Origin of the sequence: Pseudorhizobium xiangyangii (assembly GCF_020531965.1) — a bacterium.
Classification (GTDB): Bacteria; Pseudomonadota; Alphaproteobacteria; order Rhizobiales; family Rhizobiaceae; genus Neorhizobium; species Neorhizobium xiangyangii.
Genome location: NZ_JAJAWH010000013.1, coordinates 23,464 through 44,251, shown reverse-complemented (window position 1 = coordinate 44,251; position 20,788 = coordinate 23,464). Strand labels below are relative to the sequence as shown.

The window sequence follows — 20,788 nt, the reverse complement described above, 5'->3', positions numbered from 1 at the left end:
CGGTTGGCCCCTTTCGGCTGCGGTTCTGATCATGTATCGTGCGCTCCGCCACATCGGAGAGTTGCAGAGTGAAAATCGACAAGAGCCTGGTCCGGGCATTTCCGCTGTTCGACAAGATGAGCGACGAAAGCCTGGACAAGTTGCTGACTCACGCGGCCTCCCGTCGTGTCCCGCCCGGAGAAGCCGTGTTCGAGCAGGGCGGAGCGGCAAGTCATTTCTTCCTGCTCCTCCATGGACGCCTGAAAGTGACGCAGGTTACGACGAGCGGCCAGCAGATCATCGTGCGCGTCGTCCATCCTGGGGATTTGTTCGGTTTCGCCGAAGCACTTAAGCGGAAGGACTACCCCGGTACTGCGATTGCGGTTGCGGAAAGCATTGCTCTCAGCTGGCCGAGCCAACTCTGGCCCGATTTTATCGATCATCATCCCAAGCTCGCGGTTTCCGCGATGCAGACGATTGGCCAGCGGCTGGAGGAAGCCCACACGCGCATCAGGGAAATGTCGACGGAAGAGGTTGAGAGGCGTGTTGCCCATGCGGTTCTGCGCCTGACGAAACAGGCCGGAAAACAGGAAGAGGCTGGAATTCGGATCGATTTCCCCATTTCTCGGCAGGACATTGCCGAAATGACGGGCACCACGCTTCACACCGTGTCCCGCATCCTGAGCGCATGGGAAGGCAAGGGCTTGGTGGAGGGTGGACGCCAGAAGCTCCTCGTCAGGGACGTCCAGGGCCTGTCCAATCTCGCCGACAATGCCAAGGAATAGTCAGATATGACTTTGACCAACTAGGCCCGCACTTCAAACACCATGTTGAATGGAGTTTCCGTGGCGCGGCGGAAATGGCTGAAGCCGGCGTCGAGTGCGACCTTTCTGAGCTTCAGTTCCCCTGCCTGTGCGCCGAGCCCAAGTCCGACTTCCTGCGAAAGCGACGCCGGCGTGCAGATCATCGTTGAAGCGCCATAGTAAACGCGGCCAACCGGATTGAGATTATCCTTGAGATGGTCGTGCGCAAAAGGCTCGACGATCAGCCATGTTCCATCGGGGCCGAGTGTTTCCCTGACATGTCGACCGGCGCCGACCGGGTCCCCCATGTCGTGAAGGCAGTCGAACATGGCCACCATGTCATAATCGCGCCCCGGAAACTCTGCCGCCGAACTCTGCGCAAACGTCACGCGGTCGGCGACACCTGCATCCCGGGCGACCGCCTTTGCTCTCTCGATCGATGGGCCGTGGTAGTCGAACCCGGTAAAACGGGAGGCGGGATAGGCTTGCGCCATCAGGATTGTCGATGCACCGTGGCCACAGCCCACGTCGGCGGCGTTCGCGCCAGCCTTCAGCTTTTCCTCGACCCCTTCAAGAGCAGGTATCCATTCGGCTACGAGATGGTTGTTGTAACCGGGGCGAAAGAACCGCTCGGTCCCTCGAAAAAGGCAGGTGCTGTGTTCGTGCCAACCGACACCCTTGCCCGTTCGAAAGGCGTCGGCGATCTTCGGCTCATCCATCCATATGGATTGCGTGAGTTCGAATGCACCAACGAAAAATGCCGGGCTGTTTTCCTCGGCGAACACCATTGCCTGTTCGGGCGTCAGGCTGAAACGATCGGTATCGTCGTGGTAGGTGACGTAGTCCGAAGCGGCCTGAGCGCTGAGCCATTCCCGTAGGTAACGTTCTTTGACCCCAGTCTTCTCGGCCAGTTCCTGAACGCTCAAGGGTGTCCCGTCGGCCATGGCCTTGAATATTCCCACATGATCGCCGAGCACGACCAAGGCACCAGAGATTGCGGCGCCAACGTCGCCAACAAGTCGACCAACGAGCGCGTCGAGTTTTTGCATATCCGGCTCACGCATCGGAACCTCCCCCAGTAGCGTGATTGAAATATACAAAATTAGCATCTGATAATATACGGTCAAATCACACTTGCCGAAACACGGCAGTGTTCCGGGCCGAGAGGCGGCAGGAATTTTTCTGACATCCGCCCTGTGCCGTGCCATAAGGCCCCGCATCTTCAGGCTTGGACTACCGTTACATGATCCGCATTGAAAACATCAGCAAGCAGAACAGCCATCGTCTTCTTTTCATCGAAGCATCTGCGGCCCTCAACAAGGGCGAGAAGATTGGTCTTGTGGGCCCGAATGGCGCCGGCAAGACGACCCTTTTCCGCATGATTACCGGCGACGAGCTGCCCGATGACGGACAGGTCTCGACGGAAAAGCATGTGACGATCGGCTATTTCAACCAGGATGTCGGCGAAATGGCGGGGCGGAGCGCCGTGGCCGAGGTCATGGAGGGGGCAGGGCCCGTCAGCGTGGTTGCAGCCGAACTGCGTGAACTGGAAGCCGCGATGGTGGATCCGGACCGCATGGACGAGATGGATGAGATCATCGAGCGCTACGGAGAGGTCCAGGCGCGTTACGAGGAGCTTGACGGCTATGCATTGGACGGGCGTGCGCGCGAAGTGCTGGCCGGCCTGAGCTTCAGCCAGGAGATGATGGAGGGCGACGTCGGCAAGCTGTCAGGCGGGTGGAAGATGCGCGTGGCACTCGCGCGTATTCTCCTGATGCGCCCGGACGTCATGTTGCTTGACGAACCGAGCAACCACCTCGACCTTGAAAGCCTGATCTGGCTTGAGTCATTCCTGAAGGGCTATGAAGGCGCAATCCTGATGACCTCGCACGATCGCGAGTTCATGAACCGGATCGTTACCAAGATCATCGAGATCGACGGTGGTTCGCTCAACAGCTATTCCGGTGATTATGGCTTCTACGAAGAACAGCGTGGCCTCAACGAGAAGAACCAGCAGGCCCAGTTCGAGCGCCAGCAGGCCATGCTCGCCAAGGAACTCAAGTTCATCGAGCGCTTCAAGGCACGTGCAAGCCACGCCTCGCAGGTTCAGAGCCGGGTCAAGAAGCTTGAGAAGATCGACCGTGTCGAGCCGCCGCGCCGACGCCAGGTTGTGGCCTTCGATTTTCTGCCCGCTCCCCGTTCGGGCGAAGACGTTGTCAACATCAAGAGCGTTCACAAGGCCTTCGGCAATCGGGCGATCTATGACGGCCTCGACTTCATGGTCCGTCGGCGCGAGCGCTGGTGCATCATGGGCGTTAACGGCGCCGGCAAATCGACGCTGCTCAAGCTGGTCGCTGGCGCGACAGTTCCGGACAAAGGCAACGTCAATATCGGTGCCAGTGTGAAGTTGGGCTACTTCGCGCAGCATTCGATGGATGTGCTCGATGGCGAAAGCACTGTCCTGCAGTGGCTGGAGGAGCGTTTTCCGAAGGCCGGGCAAGCGCCGCTTCGGGCCCTTTCCGGTTGCTTCGGCTTCTCTGGTGACGATGTCGAAAAGCGCTGCCGGGTGTTGTCTGGAGGCGAGAAGGCGCGGCTCGTGATGGCGGCGATGCTGTTCGATCCGCCGAATTTCCTCGTCCTCGACGAGCCGACAAACCACCTTGATCTCGATACGAAGGAAATGCTGATCAAGGCGCTTTCGGCTTACGAAGGGACGATGTTGTTCGTCAGCCACGACCGCCATTTCCTGGCGGCCCTGTCGAACCGCGTTCTGGAGCTGACGCCCGATGGCGTCCACCAGTATGGCGGCGGTTACACGGAATATGTGGAACGGACCGGCCAGGAAGCGCCAGGACTGCGCAGCTAGTCGTTTTCAAGCCGGATAGCTGGAAGCCCTGAGGCCGGACTTGCGGGCTTCCAGTCCGCGAATTATTGGCGCCCGGCATAGCCTGTCCCCCAGCCGGGGAAGACTGTAGTCGAGTGCTACCGGGTCGATCCGCGATCATTCCACCACTGGAAAGGGTCTAGGATCCGGTGGTGGCTCACTTGGTCGGTCGCACGAGCGACAGAACGCGGGGCTTGGATGGCTCGTCTAGCCACTCGATCCATTTATCCCGCTCTTCGATCGTGTCGAAGAACCGCCAGAGCTTGTACTCTTCTTCGGTTGTCTCCAACATCTCACCGATCGTCACCAGCTCTAGCGGCAACGTCACATCGTCGCCATCGAAGCGCACGAAGTAGACGCCCTCAGCAGCGAGACGGATGACTTGACCGGTGCCATAGCTTCCATCCGGATCGTCCAACGTGAAGTACATTCCGGTCAAACTGTCGACGACTGTGTTGCTCATAGGTTTTAAATGCCAGTCCTGAAAAACGCACGGGATGAGAAATTCCTCCAGGCTACTGTTAAAGGCAAGACGATAAATAGTCAGCTAGTTTCGCAGCTCACTTCGATGTCGTGCAATTCCATAAAATACGGCGTCATGTAGGGGTCGTGTTGTTTCCGAACTGCTGCCTGACCCCTGTAGCGGCAGCTGATCGAAACGTGCCGCCTTCCCAATCCATATTGGTCACTGTCGGACATGAAAAAGCCGCTGTAGGGCGGCGGAAGGTGTACGGAATAAAGCAGCTGATTCAGGAGGCAGCCATTCCTATCGAAAACTACTCGCCCATAATCATCGGATTGATCGCCGTTGTGGCGCTATGGTTCGCGTTTACCGTGGTCCGCAAGCTGTTCGGGCTGGCGTTGCTAGCCGCTGTCGCAATCGGAGCCTGGATGCTCTGGAACGATTCCGAAATGCTATACAGCGCGGCCGAAACTGTCTTGGACGTTGTTGACTGGTAAAACCAAGCCGTTGACAGGGAGGCAACCGATGCAGTCACGGAACATCCGACGTCTGGGTCCGAAAGACAAGCTCGCTTTCCGGAAACTGAATGCCATGTTCGGCAAGGCTTTCGATGATCCGGAGACCTATACTGGAGAACCACCCAGCGAAGACTACGTGTCGAACCTGTTGTCCAAGGATCACGTCATCGCTCTTGTCTCGCTACAGAACGACGAGGTGGTTGGTGGCCTGGTCGCATACGAACTTCAGAAATTCGAACGCCAGCGACTTGAGATCTACATCTATGACCTGGCAGTCGATGAAAAGCATCGCCGCAGGGGAATAGCTACAGCGCTTATTGAGCATCTCCGCGACATCGCCCGCGCCCGCGACGCCTGGATAATATACGTGCAGGCCGACTACGGAGACGATCCGGCAATCACCCTCTACACGAAACTCGGCACTCGTGAGGATGTCATGCACTTCGATATTTCAGTCGAGCAGATTTTTCCTGGGCAGAAGCCTCATTGACCTCCTTCTTCATCTTGTGCTGACCGTCGCCGTCCGTGTTCTCGCTTATGCTATTCACGTCCTCGCCTGTCCCAGTGAAAACGGCACTGTCTTTAGGCGTCACTGCGTCGGTCGAACCATCGGTAGCGGTAGGCCGTTTCTTGTCGTCCATGGTCGTTCTCCTTTCTGTTGCCAAACTATTCGCAAGGCCAATAGATCCCAAGGGTCAGAGACCCACTCGGGACAGAAGCTCGAAACGAGATGCGCACTAGTGGAGATAGCGCTCCGGCCACATCCACGGTCAGCGTGAATATGGTCGATGCTGTCAAAGTTCGGAACCCTCGGGGCTGCGCGGAATAGGTAGGTGACGTCTTGGCGGACGCGCCTAAGGCGGGTGGTTTTCACACTTCGACATGATGTTGGAACGATTCCCGTGCCGATTGCATTCTCCACGGCAAACCATTCGCCAAGGAGTAAACCATGAAGACGCTGTCCGATATTTTCGAGCACACTTTGCAGGACGTCTATTATGCCGAGACCGCGATCATCAAAGCGCTGCCCAAAGTGGCAAAGGCTGCCAAAAGTCCCGAATTGAAGAAGGCAGCCGAGGACCACCTTTCGGAAACGAAGGACCAGGTCAAAAAGCTTGAGCAAGTGTTCAAGTCGATCGGCAAGAAGGCGTCTGGCGAAAAATGCGATGCCATCGAGGGTCTGATCAAGGAGGCCGACGGGCTGATCGAAGACGCTGAAGGCACCGCTCTCGATGCCGGTCTGTTGGCCGCCTGCCAAGCCGTCGAGCACTACGAGATCGCTCGTTACGGATCGCTGCGCGAATGGGCCAAGGATCTTGGCCATGACGAGGCGCACAAGCTTTTGAGCGAAATCCTCGACCAGGAGAAAGCAACCAACAACAAGCTGACCAATCTTGCTGTGACGTCGATTAACACGGCCAAAAAGGCATAGTTCGCTTATCCTTGCTGCCACAAGTAGGCGGTCGGGAAGAAGCCAATTCAACAGGCCAAGACAGTGTAGTGCGGTCCACGGGGTGAGGGCTACAACCGACAATGGCGTGTAGCTCAGTCGGTAGAGTAGGCCGCTGTCAACCGCGTTGTCGGAGGTTCGCTCCGAAATTACTAACGCCCCTTGGGCCGCACACGCGGTATTGGTCCGTTTTCGGGTAGCTCCCGCGCTACGGCATTGACGAGACTGTCAATGTCCGATGGCGTGACGACCACTTTTTGCGCGCCAGTTGCGCCGGAAACGGAACATACAGCGCTGCGGGTATCATCAAGTATTAGCTCTAAGCCTTTGCGCAGGTCCTCATAGCCTACGACGAAGTGGTAGGCCACCAGGATCAAAGCTAAGGTCTTTGTGGTGACAATGATCTTGCCGTTTCGAAACGTCAAAGTGCCTTGGGAAACATCACCATCTGATATCAACATGGCGAAGCGAAACCGCTCAAAGAGCATGATTTCCATTCTCCGCGTAACTTCGAAGATCCTCTCGTAGCTATCCCTGTCGTCGAGAGCCAACTGGATAATCGGAATTCGACCGGTCAGGGTCATGTTTGCGTCAGGTATTTCGAACTGGACTGTCCCTAGAACAACGGCTTGATGGAATACATCGCTGCCGCCGTCTTCCGGCTCCCCCTCATCCTCTGGTTCGTCGTCTATTTCCTCTCCCATGATGATCCGTCCTCCCTTACAGATGTCTGGAGTCTAACACATCTCGCTAATGGACAAAGTCTGGGGGCGAGGGATCTCATCTGAGGGCGCGAATGTCCATTAGTCGCTCAGGGCATATGTTCCACGGTGGGTGCACCCTTATGGCTGCGCACTAGATATTTGATCTTATGCTGAAATATTTGGAGTCGCCGCCCGGAATCTAACACGGGTGCAGGGATTTATGATCCTCTGTCGATCCGTGCGCGGCCGCTCGTAAGGTCTGTCACCATGGTCAGCGCCTCGTCTGCTCCCACCTCAGGTAGAGAAACGGTGAGCACCGCGCCGCTTTCCGTAAAGTGTTCCTCCGTCAGTTGCACATCCGCGACCGCGAACAGCCGGGCTTTCACCAGCGCGAGATCGGAGAATGTGACGTCGATGCTCACTTCCACGGACGGGACGATGAGCAGCTTTTCTGCTGCCCGAAGGCAAAGCGAGGCGGTCCCGCCGTAAGCGCGGACCAGTCCTCCGCTGCCGAGCAGGATGCCGCCGAACCAGCGGGTCACGACAACGGCGATGCCATCGAGTTCCTGTCCGTCGATTGCCTGCAATATGGGCTTGCCAGCCGTGCCGCTGGGCTCGCCGTCGTCGCTGAACCTGTAAGTCTGACCGATCCGCCAGGCCCAGCAGTTATGGTTTGCGTCTCCGACAGAATGCGCCGCTATGAAAGCCTTTGCACCATCCTCGTTGGCTACCGGGCCGGCCGTCGCAATAAAGCGGCTCCGCTTGATTTCCTGCTCGTGAACGTGGGGCGAAAGGAGGGTGAACATGCCGTTGAAAAACTACCCTGCAGCGATTGCATGAAAGAAGCTTCCGCTGACATGGCCGCGCCGGCCGCCGGATGGACCGATCGGCTTGCCCAGGCCATCGGCGATCATGGCGAACGGCGTGTCATCGCCGGGAGAGACGACCCGAGCATAGTGGAATTCGTGACCGCGCACCGTTTCGCCTTCTCTGCCCAAGGGGCAATTGGACAGGAGTGTGGCTTGTCGATAGCCGAGGTTCATCTTGCGTTTTGCAAAGCTTGTATGATGCGACAGAAGGCTCGCCATCCGGTGCGTGACACCATCCGCGTCCTCCAGTGTTTCGCCCAGTACCATGTAGCCGCCGCACTCGCCATGGACCGGTTTGGTTTCCGCAAATTGGGCAAGTCCCATGCGGAAATTGTCGCAGGCGGCGAGACGGCCCGCATGCAGCTCGGGATAGCCGCCCGGTATCCAGCAGACATCGCAATCTGCGGGCGGTGCCTCATCGTCCAGCGGTGAGAACGGAACCAGTTCAGCGCCTGCCGCCCTCCAGTGATGCGTGTGATGCGGGTACAGGAAGGTGAACGCGGCATCCTGCGCGAGAGCGATGCGTTGCCCTGGAGGAGCAAGTGCCCTGTCGTTCGACCCGCCCGGTATCTCGAAGGGTCTGGCAGCGTTGAAGATAGCATCGAGGTCCAGCGACGCCTCCATCGCATCTGCGAGCCGGTTGATGTGGGCGTCCATCTCCGGATGTTCGCTTGCCTGCACCAGACCCAGGTGTCGTTCCGGCAGGATGAGCGTGGGGTCGCGCAAAACAGTGCCGAGTACGGGCAATCCGATGTCGTTGATTGCATCGGTGCAGAGCGTGCGATGGCGCTCGCTGCCGGCGCGGTTCAGCACGCAGCCGGCGATACTCACCTGCGGGTCGTAGTGGGCGAAGCCATAGGCAATGGCTGCTGCTGTCTGCGACTGCCCCGAAACATCCAGTACCAGCAAGACCGGCACGCCGAACAGTCGCGCAAGGTCCGAGGCTGCGCCGCTTCTGTTCGGTTCGCTGCGGATGCCGTCGAAAAGGCCCATGGCGCTCTCGATGACCAGGAGATCAGCACTCTCGGCATGCGTGTTGGCAAGATGGCGAAGGAGACCAGGCTCCATTGCCCAGCTGTCGAGATTGAGGCCTGGCAATCCAGTTGCGGCAGCGTGAAAACCGGGGTCGATGTAGTCGGGTCCGGTCTTGATGCCCCGTACCTTCACGCCGCGACGGGCAAAGGCGCGCAGCAGGCCGATGGTGACGCTTGTCTTGCCGGAACCGGAGCGCGGGGCGCCGATGATGAGTGCACGGGCGGTCAACGGGGGACCTCCGCCGTCAGGACCTGTCGCATGGAGACGATGTCGCCGATGACGATAAGCGCGGGCGCGGCAAAATCCTGTCTTTCGACTTCCGCCTCTACCGTCGCCAGTGTCGCCGTCAGAAGCCTCTCGTCCGGGGTAGTCGCAGACATGATCACGGCGACGGGCGTTTCGGCCGGCAATCCGCCCTCGATCAGCAGGCGCGTGATCTCGCCAATCATCTTGATGCCCATGTAGACGACAATTGGTTCGCCGACCTTGGCAAGTGCGCGCCAGTCCAGATCCTCATCTGTTCCGGCTGCGTGACCGGTCGCAAGTGTGATCGATCGGCTGATACCGCGCATGGTGGCCGGGATGCGGGCAGAAGCAAGTGCTGCGAGTGAAGAGGTAAGACCCGGCAGGATTCGGAACGGAACGCCGGCATTGACCAGCGCTTCCGCCTCTTCCCCGCCGCGCCCGAAGATGAACGGATCGCCACCTTTGAGGCGCAGAACCTTCTTTCGCGTCCTTGCAAGCTCGATCAGCAGGGCAGTAATGTTTTCTTGTGTTGCAGAAGGCTTTCCGCCGCGCTTGCCCGCAAAATGAAGCTCGGCGTCACCTGCAAGCGCCAGAACCTGTGGAGAGACAAGAGCGTCATAGACGATGCTGTCTGCCTTGGAGAGTGCGTCGGCGACCTCCAGGGTCAGATAGCGCGGGTCCCCGGGCCCGGCGCCCGCAAGCCAGACATGCCCGGGTTCGAAGGTCGGGTTTGCTGCGGAAATGGCAGAGATAATGTCATTGAAGCTCATGCGAAAACCTTTTGCCGGTGACGCTCGTTTGCGGCCGGGATATAGAAGCGTCCATGGATGTGGAAGGCAAGAACCTGCGTCGTGGCTGGACCACGGGAACCTGCGCTGCGGCGGCAAGCAAGGCCGCCTGCCAGTCGTTGCTCACGGGCAAGTTTCCCGACCTTGTCGCGGTTACGTTGCCAGGTGGTCAGCGTCCGTCCTTTGCCCTGGCACTGGAGGAGGAGGGGGCCGACTTTGCGCGCGCGGGCATCGTCAAGGATGCTGGTGACGATCCTGACGTGACCCATGGGGCGCTGATCGTCAGTACGGTGAGACGGACAAGCCCCGGCTCCGGAATAGTGTTCAAGGCAGGCCGCGGGGTGGGCACCGTCACCCGGGCGGGCTTGCCGCTGCCGCCTGGCGAACCGGCCATCAATCCTGTTCCGAGAAAGATGATTGCTGCTGCGATTGTGGAAGTGGCGGGGCCGGACGCGGATTTCGAGGTTGAAATTTCCGTGCCCGATGGCGAGAAGCTTGCCGAAAAGACCTTGAACGGCCGTCTCGGTATTATCGGCGGCATATCCATCCTCGGAACAACGGGCATCGTCATTCCCTTCTCGTGCTCGTCCTGGATCCACTCCATTTGGCGCGGCATCGACGTCGCCCGCGCCGCGGGTCTCGATCACGTGGCGGGTGCAACGGGCCATACGTCTGAAAAGGCCGTTGCCGCCCACCATACCCTGCCTGAAATCGCTCTGATCGATATGGGTGATTTCGTCGGCGGCATGCTGAAATATCTGCGAGCGCACCCGGTTCGAAAGGTCACCATTGCCGGTGGCGTGGCCAAGATGACGAAGCTGGCACAAGGGATGCTCGACGTTCACTCGAAGCGCGGTCTGGCCGACCTCGAGGCTCTGGCAGAAGTTGCGCGCGATGCCGGCGCGACGCCCGGACTCGTCAAGGAGATCCTGGTTGCCAACACAGTTGCCGGCGCATTCGAGATCGCGGCTGCTGCCGACATCGCTCTTGGCGACCGTATCGCCGCCCTTGCCTGGAGAACTGCGGCGAAGGCACTCGAAACGCCCGATATCGCGCTCGAAGTCCTGGTCTTCGACCGGGACGGCAAACTCCAAGGACATGCGCCGTTTACGTTGAGCGATCATCAGCAAGCCTTGTCGCCCTGAGGCCAGCCTGGTCTGAAGCGGCGAACGTAATCTGCATTATAGAGCTGGCTTTCGCGGAAGTCTGAAGCGCCAAGTCCCTGGCCGACAAAAATCAGCGCGGTGCGCTCGACGGGGTCTTCCGCGAGCTTTGCTTCAATGTCCGCAAGTGTGCCAGTGATGATCCGCTCTTGCGGCCAGGATGCCTTGACGACGATAGCGACCGGGCAATCCGCGCCGTAGAACGGGGTTAGTTCCGCCACGACGCGATCCAGCGCGTGAATTGCAAGGTGGATTGCCAACGTGGCGCCGGTTGCGCCAAACGCTGCGAGCGTCTCGCGATCCGGCATCTTGGAAGCGCGACCGGATATACGCGTCAGAACAAGGCTCTGCGCCACTTCGGGTATTGTCAGTTCGCGCCTCAGCGCCGCGGCCGCTGCGGCAAACGAGGGGACGCCGGGGGTGAGGGTATAGTCGATGCGATGCTTGTCCAGACGGCGGATCTGCTCCGCAACCGCACTCCAGACCGACAGGTCGCCGGAGTGAAGTCGGGCGACGTCCTTTCCGTCTCGATGCGCGGCCACGTATTCCGCTTCGATCTCGTCCAGCGACAGCGACCCCGTGTCGACGATTTTCGCATCCTTCGGGCAGTAATCGAGCAGTTCCTGCGACATGATCGAGCCTGCATAGAGGCATACCGGAGATCTCGCGAGAATGTCGCGGCCGCGTACGGTGATGAGGTCCGCTGCGCCGGGGCCCGCGCCGATGAAGTGGACAGTCATGGGGCTGCGCCCTTCGCTTGCGCGAGTGCACAGGTCGCGCCATAGGCGACCATGCGAGGAACAATCAGTTCGGATGTGTCGCCGGCCACAGCAAGCGCTGCCGCTTCCGAAAGGCTCGACGAGCCCGTCTGGGAAAGGCTGTGCCGCGAGACGGTCTTTGTTCTTGGCTCTGCGGCAAGCATGGCGCCATCATCGACGATATGCAGTGGCAGACTGAGCTTCCGGGCCAGTTCAAGTATGCCTGGCTCCTCGCGACGGATCTCTCCCGTTGCCAAGGCTGCGATCGCCCCGGGCTCGATGCCGGCTTCCTCACAGGCGGCCTCGAGGGCGAAAAATATGCTCTCCGCAGTGGTTCCGCTACGGCATCCCAGACCTGCTACGATCATTGCTCTTGCTCTGTCCCTGTTTTAATCCATGTCCACTGCGTCACGGGCATGGCCGGCTTCCATCCCTGCATGGCGCCGACCGCCGCTGCCCGGCTCACCTGAATTCGGATCAGATTGCCGCCATGCCTGGCGTGCGCCGCGAGGAGGATGCCCTCCATCTCAAGGGTGACGGCATTCGCAACCAATCGTCCACCGGCTTTCAGGTGCTCGATTGTTGCCTCCAATACTCCCGGATCGCTGCCTCCACCACCAAGAAAGATCGCATCGGGTGGCGCCAGACCATGCAGGGCCACCGGTGCTGAACCTTCGACAATCTCTAAACCCGGCACACCGAAAGCGGCAGAGTTTCGCCTGATGCGGGCGGCGCGATCGGCGTTGGCCTCGATTGCAATCGCCCGCATGGAGGGGTGCGCGAGCATCCATTCGATGCCGATGGAGCCCGATCCCGCGCCGACGTCCCACAATAGTTCTCCACGCCGCGGCGCGAGTGCCGACAAGGTCACGGCGCGGATTTCACGCTTGGTTATCTGGCCGTCATGCTCGAACAGGGAATCGTCCAGCCCGTGAGCGAGAGGGAGTATGCGGGGAAGTCCGTCTGAACGTATCTCCAGCGCGACGATGTTGAGATCATTGACCCGGTCGAAGGCGAAGTCGGATGCGGTGCAGGACCTTAGGTGTTCGTCTGCTCCCCCCAATGCCTCAAGGACTGTCATCCGGGATGGGCCAAAGCCTGAGCTCGCAAGCAATTGTGCCAGTGCTGCCGGTCCCTGCGCGTCCGACGTGAGCGCCAGCACGCGACGGCCCGGGTGGAGGAGGGGCCGAACGAGATCGATCGGCCTCCCATGCAGTGACACGGTCTCGATATCCTGTAGCGGCCATCCCAGGCGGGAGGCGGCCAGCGAGAAAGAGGACGGCGCCGGATAGGTCCGGCATTCCTGCGGAGCAGCATGTCGCATCAGAGTGACCCCGACACCGAAAAAGAATGGATCGCCGGACGCAAGCACGCAGACCTGTGTGCCGCGTAGTGTCATGACCTCATGCATGGCAGTATCAAAGGGCGTCGACCACGGACGAGCTTCGCCAGAAATCAGGGGGGCGGCCAGTTCAATGTGACGCTTGCCGCCAAAGACAACTGTCGCAGACGCGATTGCATCTTTCGCCTGCGCTCCAAGGCCGGAAATTCCGTCTTCGCCGATACCGACGATAGACAGCCAGGCGTTGGGCGTTACATGGTCGGTAGATGATTCAGGAGGCATAGTGAAACACTCCATTCTCATTCTGGGCGGTACGGCCGAGTCCAGGCAGCTGGCAGAACGCATGGCGAAGGACATACGATATGCGGTCGAGCTTTCGCTGGCTGGGCGTACGCGCTCGCCGGTTGAGCAACCCGTTCCCGTTTGGATCGGCGGTTTTGGTGGTGCGGAGGGCCTTGCCGACCATCTGCGCCAGCGCGACGTGAAACTGATGATAGACGCCACGCATCCCTATGCCGCGCGCATGTCGCGCAACGCTGTGGAGGCTGCCCGGCTGGCGGATATTCCGCTGATTGCGCTGCGCCGCGCACCGTGGAAGCGGCAAGAGGGGGATCTGTGGCATGACGTTGGAGGCGTCCCGCAGGCCGTTTCGGCTTTGGGGGATAGCCCCCGCCGGGTATTTCTGACGCTGGGGCGTCAGGAACTGCTGCCTTTCGAAGCGGCACCGCAGCACGATTACCTCATTCGCAGCGTCGATCCCATTGAACCCGCGCTCGAATTGCCGCAAGCCCGCTACCTGACGAGCCGTGGTCCCTTCGTCGAGGCAGACGAGATGGCACTGCTGCAGCAGAACAAGATCGAGGTCATCGTGGCCAAGAACAGCGGTGGCCCGGCGAGCTACGGCAAGATCGCCGCTGCCCGAGCTCTGGGGATCGAGGTCGTGTTGATCCAGCGGCCGGAATTGCCCGAGGTGGCGTCCGTCGATAGCGTGGAGGAAGCCCTGTCCCGTATCGATCATATACTGCCGCCTCTATAGCTACGCGGTGCATAGACGAGGGGCTGTTTCCCGTCCCGTGAGATGATCCGTGTCTCGGGCGAGCCGACGATCACGCATGTCGCCATGTCGGCCATTCCGCCGGCCGCATCCTTCAACGGGACGATCCGCGTGGCCTCATCGTGCCTCCCTGCCGCCCGCCCGAAGATTACGGGGACGTCTTCAGGTAGATGATCGCGCAGAAGATCGAAAGCCTGGTCCAGTTGGTGAGGTCGCGCCTTGCTGATGGGATTATAGAAGGCCATCACGAAGCCAGCCTCCGCGGCCGCCACAAGCCGTTTCTCGATAATAGCCCATGGTTTCAGGTTGTTGGAGAGCGAAATGGCGCAGAAGTCGTGTCCGAGCGGTGCGCCTGCTTTTGCGGCGACCGCCAGCATGGCGGTCACACCGGGAACAACGGAGAGGTCGATATTCCGCCATTCCGTGGGTCCGTCCTCGATAGCCTCGCAGACCGCCGCGGCCATGGCGAATACGCCGGGATCACCGCCGGACACGACACAAACGCGACGCCCCTCGGCAGCCATGACGAGGGCTGCCTTGGCGCGCGCCAGTTCTTCTCGGTTGTCCGATGCATGTCGACGCTGGTCGGGGCTGAGCGAAAGCCGGTCGATATAAGGAAAGTAGCCGAAGAAGTCCTCGGCCGCGGCAATGGCATTGGCTGCCTCCGGTGTCATCTGATCCGGATTGCCGGGACCGAGGCCGACAACGACAAGTGATCCGGTCGCCGTGTCCGTCATGGTCGCGCGGTCCAGCCCGGAACGAGGATCACTGAAAAGTAGGGCGCCGGAGATTCGTCACGGTCTTCCAGCTTTTGCGTCACAGCATTCGCCATCGTGCCTCGTTCGACGTAGACGGCGGAGGCAAGCTTGCCCGTTGCCTCCAGCGCGCGCCGGATCTTGGGCAGATTGCGGCCCACCTTCATGATGACGGCACCATCGGTGTTGCGCAGGCGCTCGGCGAGCTTTTCTTCCGACAGCGTGCCGGGCAGGACGCTGAGAATATCATCGCCCTGCACGAGCGGCAGGCCGACCATCGACCAGCATCCCGACATCGCGGTCACGCCGGCGACCACCTCGGCAGGGTAATGCGGCGCCAGTCGCACGTGCAGATGCATGTAGGAGCCATAAAACAGCGGATCCCCTTCGCTCAGGACGGCGACGTTGCGCCCTTCGTCGAGATGCATGGCGATATCCTTTGCCGAGCAATCGAAGAAGTCGGCGATCGGTCCGCGGTAATCGGCCCCGTCCTTGTGGGTTTCCACGGTTAGGGGATAAACGAGCGGCATTTCGATCGTTCCAGGACGGATGTGGGCATCCACAATCATGCGGCCGTTACCGCTGCTGCCTTTTTTGCAGAAGAAGGCAACGACGTCGGCTTCGTTCAACGCCCGCACCGCCTTCAAGGTCAGAAGTTCGGGATCGCCGGGACCGGTGCCTACACCTGTAAGACGTCCTTTGGTCTTTGTGTTCACAAGCCCGCCCTCGCAAGAGCGTTGACGGCTGCGGCAGTCATGGCCGAGCCGCCCATGCGGCCTCGTACAATCGCATAGGGGATGCCGAGGGTGCTCTCCATCAGGGCTTCCTTGGATTCTGCCGCTCCGACAAAGCCTACCGGCATGCCGATGATGGCGGCCGGACGCGGGGCACCCGCATCCAGGAGTTCCAGTAGGCGGAAAAGGGCTGTGGGCGCGTTGCCGATGGCCACGACCGCACCGTCCATTTCGTCCCACAGATCAAGGGCTGCTGCCGAGCGCGTATTGCCGATGGTCCTGGCAAGCTCGATCGTGCGGCTGTCACGTAATGTGCAGATGACCGGATTATCCGCCGGCAGGCGTGCGCGGGTGATACCGTGCGAGACCATTTCCGCGTCGCAAAAAATCGGCTTTCCCGCGTGCAAAGCCCCTCGCGCCTTCGAGACGAAGTCCGCCGAGAAGCGGAAATGCGAAGCGGCTTCGACGAGACCGCACGCGTGGATCATGCGCACGGCAATCTCTGCCTGATCGGTGGTGAAATCCGAGAGGTCTGCTTCTTCACGTATGATAGCGAAGGACTTCTGATAGATCGCGTCACCCTCGCGGATGTAGTCATATGTGGTCATGGTCTTCCTGACGTGAGGCAAAGGGCGAGCCGACTTTGGCCAAGCCTGGCAATGCATGCCGTGGTGGTTTCGTTTTTCCGGCGCTCTGCCCGCACGAGCGCCGCGATACGGTTGAGAGAGGTGCGGGCGTCGCGTTCGGCGGTGGAGCCAAAAGCATGATCTGACGCTTTGCCAGCCACGAACGCGACACCGTCGGCAGTGCCGCACAAGACAAGCTCGGCGGCTCGGGGATGCGCGCAGCCTTTCGGGCAGCCGGTGACGTGCAGCGTGAATGAGCCGTCGAGCACATCGCCCAGTTCCTCTATCGCGATGTGAGAAAGCGCATGGGTGTCGATCGATCCTGCGGTGCAGGAGGGGCTGCCGGGACATGCGGCGATGAAACTGCGCGGATCGTTGGGACGCGTGATAAAGCCGTTGTTTTCGGCAATCGAAGCCAGTGCCTCACAAGCCTGTCCTGATCCGAAGAAAATCAGCGAATGATTCAATGCGGGCCTCAGCGTCCTTAATCCCAGACGTGCTGCGGTGGCGCTGAGTTCGAGGAGCCGTCCAGCTTCAGCCTGGCCGTAAGCGGGGCCGATTCCAACCGCCCAGAGCTTGTCCGAGAGCCGGTAGGTGGCAAACGGAGAAGGGGATGGAGCCGCCGCTTCGTGTTTCGGAAGCACAGCGGCAAGGTCACGGCCTCTGGCAAATTCGCCCGCGGCGGCGAGCTGGCGCAATGTCTCCAATGTCATTTTGACGGCGGTGGTGTCGTCCACGACATCCAATACGCCGGCTGTGGCTTCGATCCCTCCCAGCAACACCGTCCAGCGGACACCGTTCGGCGTGGCATGCGCAAGCAGCCGGATATCGGCCAGGAGTTCCGCGTGGCGGAGTTGGCCGCCACCGTCGACGATCACCGTCATTTTCGGGGCGAGGCCGACGATGGTGCGAGCCCCGGAACGGATCGCTTCTGCAAGTGGCCGCGGGTCGGCGATCTCCGTCTCGTCCAATCCTGCAAAGGGCGGAGTTTCGACAGCAAGCCCTTCACGAAGCGGTAGTCCAAGCGCGCGAACGTCGGCATCAAGCAGCGACGCGGAGGACGCGGTCAGGCCACGGATCTGCAGATTGCCACGGGCAGATATATCCATCATGCCATTGCCGTGCTCGCGCGCCAGCCGGCAAAGGCCAACAAGTTCGGCGGGTGTGATTGCGTCCGTCAGAGCGACGCGCGCCAAAAGGCCGTCACCGGTCTGCATGGGCGCGGAAAGGGCGGGGCAGGCGCCGCGCCGCGTTCCAGAGGTGTCTTGATCATGCGAAAGCCTCGTCATGCGATCTCCTTCACCAGCAGATCAAGCTCGGCATCGACGGCGTTGCGGCGCGGGTGCCACAGACCTCGTCTAAGTGCTGAACGGAAGCGTTCGCCCATGTAGCGAGCGCCCTTTGGATTCTGAGACAGGAGGAAATCACGTACCGTCTCATCGGCGACATAGGCTTCATATGTTGCCTCGATCAGAGACTGGGGTATCGCGTGTGTGGTTTCGGCAAAGCCGATCAGCCGGTCGACGGTCTCCACCAGCTCGGCGGCGCCACGGGGTCCGTGGCGCATCTGCCCGGCGATGAAGCGTGGATTGATGGCGCGTGCGCGAACCACCCTCGTGATGGCCTCCGTGATGGAGCGTGCGCGGGGTCTTGCCGGATCGGTCGTATCGAGAGCGATGATGTCCGCCTTGCCGTCGAGCGCTGCGATTGCTGCGGCAAAGCCACCGATGAAGGCTACGTCCGCAGACCCGTCCAGCAGATCGCGACCCGGATCATCACCCGTGTGGACGAGGAGGTCGGCTGCCTTTATCCGTTCGGCGAACTGGCCGGTGACTTCCGTTTCGCTACCCTCAACGCCCGAGAAGGCATGGCTCGTGGAATCCAGATAGATGCGGCCGAGCTCTTCGCGCCGGTCCCATTTGCCGTCCGCGAGCTTGTCCTCGACGCCGGCCCCATATGTGCCCGGAGCCGAACCGAAAATGCGCGGCGGAATTTCTCCTGATTGGGCGGCTTCCTCTCCAAGAGGATTGTCCCCGGGCGCTTCCTCGCGGGCGGCGATCGCCCGTATTGCGGTATCGAGGAGCGCAATGAGCGCCGGGAACATGTCACGGAACAGGCCGGAAATGCGTAGCGTCACATCGATCCGCGGTCGCCCCAGTGCAGCCGGCGGCAGAACCTCGACGCCCGTTACGCGCCCGGTCGCGGTGTCGTAGACCGGCTTTGCACCCATGAGCGCCAGAACCTGGGCAACCTCCTCGCCGCCGCTTCTGAGCGACGCGCTGCCCCAAAGATCAAAGACAAGGTTTTTGGGCCAGTCACCATGATCCTGCAGATAGCGGCGAAGGACCTCGTCTGCTGCGTTCCGGCCCAGTTCAAAGGCGGTTGGGGTCGGCAGCGTGCGCGGATCGCTGGCAAACAGGTTGCGACCCGTCGGCATCACGTCACGCCGTCCACGCGAGGGTGCGCCGGAGGGGCCGGGACGCACGTGCTGCCCATCGAGCGCTGCAAGCAGGCCGTTGCGCTCCGCGTTCGCACTCATGATCCGCAATGGATCGTCGTCCCCGGGTGTGATGTGGCCAAACACGTGCTGGCCGTCCTTGATGGCAAAATCCTTCAGGTCGCACAAAAAGGCATCGATCCGCGCCAGAGCGGTATCGGGATCGTCTTCACGCGAAACACCAGCTTCGGAGGCAAGCCCGACGGACTGGGCAGTCTCGACGATCAGCTTTGCAAGCCGGTCGCGTCGTCGCCGGTCAAGGCCGTCGGCCTGCGCATATTCGTCGACGAGCAGTTCGAGTCTCTTCTGCTCCGGTGAAAGTCCGGCACCGGAAAGCACGGGCGGAAGGTGGCCGATGGTAACGGCGGCAATCCGGCGCTTGGCGACTGCTGCTTCGCCCGGGTTGGAGACGATGAATGGGTAGACGACCGGCAAAGCGCCGGTGACGATTTCGGGAAAGCAGGCTTCCGACAGGGCAACCGTCTTGCCGGGCAGCCATTCAAGTGTTCCGTGAGCGCCGACATGAACGATAGCGTGAGCGCCGATCGCTTCCCGCATCCAGAGGCCAAATGCGATCAGCGCGTGGCGCGGAGGCAAATCCGGGTCGTGATAGTCGGCTCGTCGATCGGCATTGCGTCCGCGATCGGGTGCGAGTGCAACCGTGATGTTGCCGAAGCGGGCAGCGCGGAAGCGAAGGCGTTCTTCCGGGCCACCCATGTCTGAGGGCGATGAGCCCCAGGTGGCGGCCACGGCCTGGCGGGCGTCGTCAGGAAGGCTTTCAAAGAACGATCTGTAATCGCCAAGGGACACGCCCTCTGTTCGATGATCGAGTAGGTCCAGCAGCTCCCTCGGTGTATCTGGAATGCCCTCTACCAGGTAACCGGCCTGCGAAAGCTGATGCAGCATGGAAAGCACGCTTTGCGGCACATCGAGGCCGACCGCATAGCCTGTTCGACCGGGCGCATTCGGGTAGTCGGGAATCAGCACGACGATCTTGCGATCCGCCCGCGGGGTCGACTTCATCGAGAGAAAACGTGCTATTCTCTCCGTGACGTGCCTGATGCGATCCAGTTCCGGCTGGTTGACCAGGCTTGACGAGGTTTCGCCCTGCTTGAACGAGATCGCGCCCGCGAGGATGCGGCCATCGAGTTCCGGCAGCACGACATGCATGGCGAGGTCAGATGGATTGAGGCCCCTGCGGCCTTCGACCCATCCTTCTCGCCTGGTCGTGGCAATGACGACCTGGAATACAGGCACGCCGAGCCGGTCGAAGATCGTCTGGCCACCCAAATCTGCACCGCTGGCGAAGGCAGTGGCAGCGAGGACGGCGCTTGGTTGCAGCCGTTCCAAGGCGTCTTCGACAAAGGCGAGGGATTCCGTATCCTTCAATCCTGCAACGAAGATCGGGACGGGCGCGAAGCCTTCACACCTGAGCGCCTCGAACAAGACGTCAATGGGGGCCTGATCGTTTGCCAGAAGCATTGAGCGATAGAAGAGAATGGGCAATCGCGGTGCCGTGTCCGGCGCGGCCGCAACGATGTCCTCAAACCCGACAATACCCAGGCCTGGCTGGTAGAAACCGGCCTTGGGCATCGTGGCTACCCTCTCAGGACCAATCGCCTCGTGGCACGCGAACGCGGTGAGCCTCTCAGCGAGAAGCTGCATGTTTTGTGCGCCGCCCTCCCGGAAGCAGGCGAGAATTGCTGCCTGCTCTTCCTCCGTTGCGGTCGAAGCACCAGCAAGCCGCTCATCGCGAATGCTGCATTCTCCGGGCAGGAGAACGAGCTTGATACCGCGTTGACGGGCAAGCCTTGAGAGTTCGTCCACTCCGTAGCGCCAGCGGTCGTAGCCGCCGAGAATGCGGACCAGGACAAACTTGGCATTGGCCGCCGTCTTTTCGAGCCAAAGATCGACTGACATGGGATGGCGCAATTCGCCAAGATTTGCGACCGAAAGGCCGACCTTGGCCGTCGTCGACCAGGCTGATGCGAGGCCGTTAAGGTCGCTGGCGGAAAAAGACAAAACCACCACATCCGCCGGTGCCTGGTTGAGGTCGACCGGCTCGATGAGGTCATCAAGCGATGACGATGTGGTGGTTAGAATATGCATCGATCAAAGCC

Annotated in this window: 21 protein-coding genes; 7 read left to right on the top strand and 14 right to left on the bottom strand. The window is 60.7% G+C overall.

Annotated elements, in window-relative coordinates:
• The first annotated feature begins 68 nt into the window (after window positions 1–68).
• Window positions 69–764, top strand: a complete 696-nt coding sequence (locus LH464_RS13390) for a Crp/Fnr family transcriptional regulator (RefSeq protein WP_226786900.1) — start codon at window positions 69–71, stop codon at window positions 762–764.
• A gap of 20 nt (window positions 765–784) precedes the next feature.
• Here the strand turns inward: LH464_RS13390 and LH464_RS13385 are convergent, their stop codons facing one another.
• Window positions 785–1,846, bottom strand: coding sequence for a class I SAM-dependent methyltransferase (locus LH464_RS13385; RefSeq protein WP_226786899.1), 1,062 nt, complete (start codon window positions 1,844–1,846; stop codon window positions 785–787).
• 179 nt (window positions 1,847–2,025) lie between these two features.
• Here LH464_RS13385 and LH464_RS13380 point away from each other — a divergent pair, with 179 nt between their 5' ends.
• Window positions 2,026–3,648: an ABC-F family ATP-binding cassette domain-containing protein gene (locus LH464_RS13380; protein ID WP_226786898.1), complete on the top strand. Its 1,623-nt coding sequence runs from the start codon at window positions 2,026–2,028 to the stop codon at window positions 3,646–3,648.
• A 175-nt stretch (window positions 3,649–3,823) separates the two neighbouring features.
• Here LH464_RS13380 and LH464_RS13375 read toward each other — a convergent pair whose 3' ends face one another.
• Complete coding sequence (locus LH464_RS13375; protein WP_226786897.1) at window positions 3,824–4,129, bottom strand: hypothetical protein; 306 nt, start codon at window positions 4,127–4,129, stop codon at window positions 3,824–3,826.
• A gap of 263 nt (window positions 4,130–4,392) precedes the next feature.
• Between LH464_RS13375 and LH464_RS13370 the strand changes: the two genes are divergently transcribed.
• The 3 genes from LH464_RS13370 to LH464_RS13360 all read left to right on the top strand — a co-directional run bounded on the left by LH464_RS13370 (window position 4,393) and on the right by LH464_RS13360 (window position 6,079).
• Window positions 4,393–4,626, top strand: a complete 234-nt coding sequence (locus LH464_RS13370; protein ID WP_226786896.1) for a hypothetical protein — start codon at window positions 4,393–4,395, stop codon at window positions 4,624–4,626.
• A gap of 28 nt (window positions 4,627–4,654) precedes the next feature.
• Window positions 4,655–5,137 (top strand): AAC(3)-I family aminoglycoside N-acetyltransferase, encoded by a 483-nt coding sequence (locus LH464_RS13365; protein WP_226786895.1) that lies wholly within the window; start codon window positions 4,655–4,657, stop codon window positions 5,135–5,137.
• 459 nt (window positions 5,138–5,596) lie between these two features.
• Window positions 5,597–6,079 (top strand): YciE/YciF ferroxidase family protein, encoded by a 483-nt coding sequence (locus tag LH464_RS13360; RefSeq protein ID WP_226786894.1) that lies wholly within the window; start codon window positions 5,597–5,599, stop codon window positions 6,077–6,079.
• 170 nt (window positions 6,080–6,249) lie between these two features.
• Here LH464_RS13360 and LH464_RS13355 read toward each other — a convergent pair whose 3' ends face one another.
• From LH464_RS13355 to cobA, 4 genes are all read right to left on the bottom strand, one after another.
• Window positions 6,250–6,801: a hypothetical protein gene (locus tag LH464_RS13355; protein WP_226786893.1), complete on the bottom strand. Its 552-nt coding sequence runs from the start codon at window positions 6,799–6,801 to the stop codon at window positions 6,250–6,252.
• A 218-nt stretch (window positions 6,802–7,019) separates the two neighbouring features.
• The gene (locus tag LH464_RS13350; RefSeq protein ID WP_226786892.1) at window positions 7,020–7,607 is read right to left on the bottom strand and encodes an IMPACT family protein; all 588 of its coding nucleotides are present in this window, start codon (window positions 7,605–7,607) and stop codon (window positions 7,020–7,022) included.
• A gap of 12 nt (window positions 7,608–7,619) precedes the next feature.
• Window positions 7,620–8,933 (bottom strand): cobyrinate a,c-diamide synthase, encoded by a 1,314-nt coding sequence (locus LH464_RS13345; RefSeq protein ID WP_226786891.1) that lies wholly within the window; start codon window positions 8,931–8,933, stop codon window positions 7,620–7,622.
• A complete protein-coding gene (gene cobA, locus LH464_RS13340) occupies window positions 8,930–9,721 on the bottom strand; it encodes a uroporphyrinogen-III C-methyltransferase (RefSeq protein ID WP_226786890.1) in 792 nt (263 codons plus the stop codon). The genes LH464_RS13345 and cobA overlap by 4 nt, the downstream gene beginning before the upstream one ends.
• 53 nt (window positions 9,722–9,774) lie before the next feature.
• Between cobA and LH464_RS13335 the strand changes: the two genes are divergently transcribed.
• On the top strand, window positions 9,775–10,884 hold the full coding sequence (locus tag LH464_RS13335; protein ID WP_226786889.1) for a cobalt-precorrin-5B (C(1))-methyltransferase: 1,110 nt from the start codon (window positions 9,775–9,777) through the stop codon (window positions 10,882–10,884).
• Here the strand turns inward: LH464_RS13335 and cobM are convergent.
• Genes cobM through cbiE form a run of 3 tightly spaced genes read right to left on the bottom strand, consistent with a single transcriptional unit; the run spans window position 10,863 to window position 13,284 of the window.
• Complete coding sequence (gene cobM, locus LH464_RS13330) at window positions 10,863–11,642, bottom strand: precorrin-4 C(11)-methyltransferase (protein ID WP_226786888.1); 780 nt, start codon at window positions 11,640–11,642, stop codon at window positions 10,863–10,865. The two genes, LH464_RS13335 and cobM, sit on opposite strands and share 22 nt — an antisense overlap.
• Window positions 11,639–12,028, bottom strand: coding sequence for a cobalamin biosynthesis protein (locus tag LH464_RS13325; protein WP_226786887.1), 390 nt, complete (start codon window positions 12,026–12,028; stop codon window positions 11,639–11,641). The genes cobM and LH464_RS13325 overlap by 4 nt, the downstream gene beginning before the upstream one ends.
• Window positions 12,025–13,284 (bottom strand): precorrin-6y C5,15-methyltransferase (decarboxylating) subunit CbiE, encoded by a 1,260-nt coding sequence (gene cbiE, locus LH464_RS13320; RefSeq protein WP_226786886.1) that lies wholly within the window; start codon window positions 13,282–13,284, stop codon window positions 12,025–12,027. Before cbiE ends, LH464_RS13325 begins: the two co-directional genes overlap by 4 nt.
• 1 nt (window position 13,285) lies before the next feature.
• Between cbiE and LH464_RS13315 the strand changes: the two genes are divergently transcribed.
• Window positions 13,286–14,038 (top strand): cobalt-precorrin-6A reductase, encoded by a 753-nt coding sequence (locus LH464_RS13315; protein ID WP_226786885.1) that lies wholly within the window; start codon window positions 13,286–13,288, stop codon window positions 14,036–14,038.
• Here the strand turns inward: LH464_RS13315 and LH464_RS13310 are convergent.
• Genes LH464_RS13310 through cobN form a run of 5 tightly spaced genes read right to left on the bottom strand, consistent with a single transcriptional unit; the run spans window position 14,017 to window position 20,777 of the window.
• Window positions 14,017–14,793 (bottom strand): precorrin-3B C(17)-methyltransferase, encoded by a 777-nt coding sequence (locus tag LH464_RS13310; protein WP_226786884.1) that lies wholly within the window; start codon window positions 14,791–14,793, stop codon window positions 14,017–14,019. The two genes, LH464_RS13315 and LH464_RS13310, sit on opposite strands and share 22 nt — an antisense overlap.
• The gene (locus LH464_RS13305; protein WP_226786883.1) at window positions 14,790–15,527 is read right to left on the bottom strand and encodes a precorrin-2 C(20)-methyltransferase; all 738 of its coding nucleotides are present in this window, start codon (window positions 15,525–15,527) and stop codon (window positions 14,790–14,792) included. The genes LH464_RS13310 and LH464_RS13305 overlap by 4 nt, the downstream gene beginning before the upstream one ends.
• Window positions 15,524–16,153, bottom strand: a complete 630-nt coding sequence (locus LH464_RS13300) for a precorrin-8X methylmutase (protein WP_226786882.1) — start codon at window positions 16,151–16,153, stop codon at window positions 15,524–15,526. The genes LH464_RS13305 and LH464_RS13300 overlap by 4 nt, the downstream gene beginning before the upstream one ends.
• Complete coding sequence (cobG, locus tag LH464_RS13295) at window positions 16,150–17,460, bottom strand: precorrin-3B synthase (RefSeq protein WP_226786881.1); 1,311 nt, start codon at window positions 17,458–17,460, stop codon at window positions 16,150–16,152. Before cobG ends, LH464_RS13300 begins: the two co-directional genes overlap by 4 nt.
• Entirely contained in the window at window positions 17,457–20,777 is a 3,321-nt protein-coding gene (gene cobN, locus LH464_RS13290; RefSeq protein WP_226786880.1) for a cobaltochelatase subunit CobN, read from the bottom strand. Before cobN ends, cobG begins: the two co-directional genes overlap by 4 nt.
• Window positions 20,778–20,788: the final 11 nt, after the last annotated feature.

What these genes read in the sequence shown, in the direction of transcription:
- LH464_RS13350 (WP_226786892.1), bottom strand. Translation starts at nt 7,607, where the DNA reads ATGTTCACCCTCCTTTCGCCCCACGTTCACGAGCAGGAAATCAAGCGG.
- cobM (WP_226786888.1), bottom strand. Translation starts at nt 11,642, where the DNA reads ATGACTGTCCACTTCATCGGCGCGGGCCCCGGCGCAGCGGACCTCATC.
- LH464_RS13380 (WP_226786898.1), top strand. Translation starts at nt 2,026, where the DNA reads ATGATCCGCATTGAAAACATCAGCAAGCAGAACAGCCATCGTCTTCTT.
- LH464_RS13385 (WP_226786899.1), bottom strand. Translation starts at nt 1,846, where the DNA reads ATGCGTGAGCCGGATATGCAAAAACTCGACGCGCTCGTTGGTCGACTT.
- cobN (WP_226786880.1), bottom strand. Translation starts at nt 20,777, where the DNA reads ATGCATATTCTAACCACCACATCGTCATCGCTTGATGACCTCATCGAG.
- LH464_RS13310 (WP_226786884.1), bottom strand. Translation starts at nt 14,793, where the DNA reads ATGACGGACACGGCGACCGGATCACTTGTCGTTGTCGGCCTCGGTCCC.
- LH464_RS13335 (WP_226786889.1), top strand. Translation starts at nt 9,775, where the DNA reads ATGGATGTGGAAGGCAAGAACCTGCGTCGTGGCTGGACCACGGGAACC.
- LH464_RS13365 (WP_226786895.1), top strand. Translation starts at nt 4,655, where the DNA reads ATGCAGTCACGGAACATCCGACGTCTGGGTCCGAAAGACAAGCTCGCT.
- cbiE (WP_226786886.1), bottom strand. Translation starts at nt 13,284, where the DNA reads ATGCCTCCTGAATCATCTACCGACCATGTAACGCCCAACGCCTGGCTG.
- LH464_RS13300 (WP_226786882.1), bottom strand. Translation starts at nt 16,153, where the DNA reads ATGACCACATATGACTACATCCGCGAGGGTGACGCGATCTATCAGAAG.
- cobG (WP_226786881.1), bottom strand. Translation starts at nt 17,460, where the DNA reads ATGACGAGGCTTTCGCATGATCAAGACACCTCTGGAACGCGGCGCGGC.
- cobA (WP_226786890.1), bottom strand. Translation starts at nt 9,721, where the DNA reads ATGAGCTTCAATGACATTATCTCTGCCATTTCCGCAGCAAACCCGACC.
- LH464_RS13360 (WP_226786894.1), top strand. Translation starts at nt 5,597, where the DNA reads ATGAAGACGCTGTCCGATATTTTCGAGCACACTTTGCAGGACGTCTAT.
- LH464_RS13375 (WP_226786897.1), bottom strand. Translation starts at nt 4,129, where the DNA reads ATGAGCAACACAGTCGTCGACAGTTTGACCGGAATGTACTTCACGTTG.
- LH464_RS13355 (WP_226786893.1), bottom strand. Translation starts at nt 6,801, where the DNA reads ATGGGAGAGGAAATAGACGACGAACCAGAGGATGAGGGGGAGCCGGAA.
- LH464_RS13325 (WP_226786887.1), bottom strand. Translation starts at nt 12,028, where the DNA reads ATGATCGTAGCAGGTCTGGGATGCCGTAGCGGAACCACTGCGGAGAGC.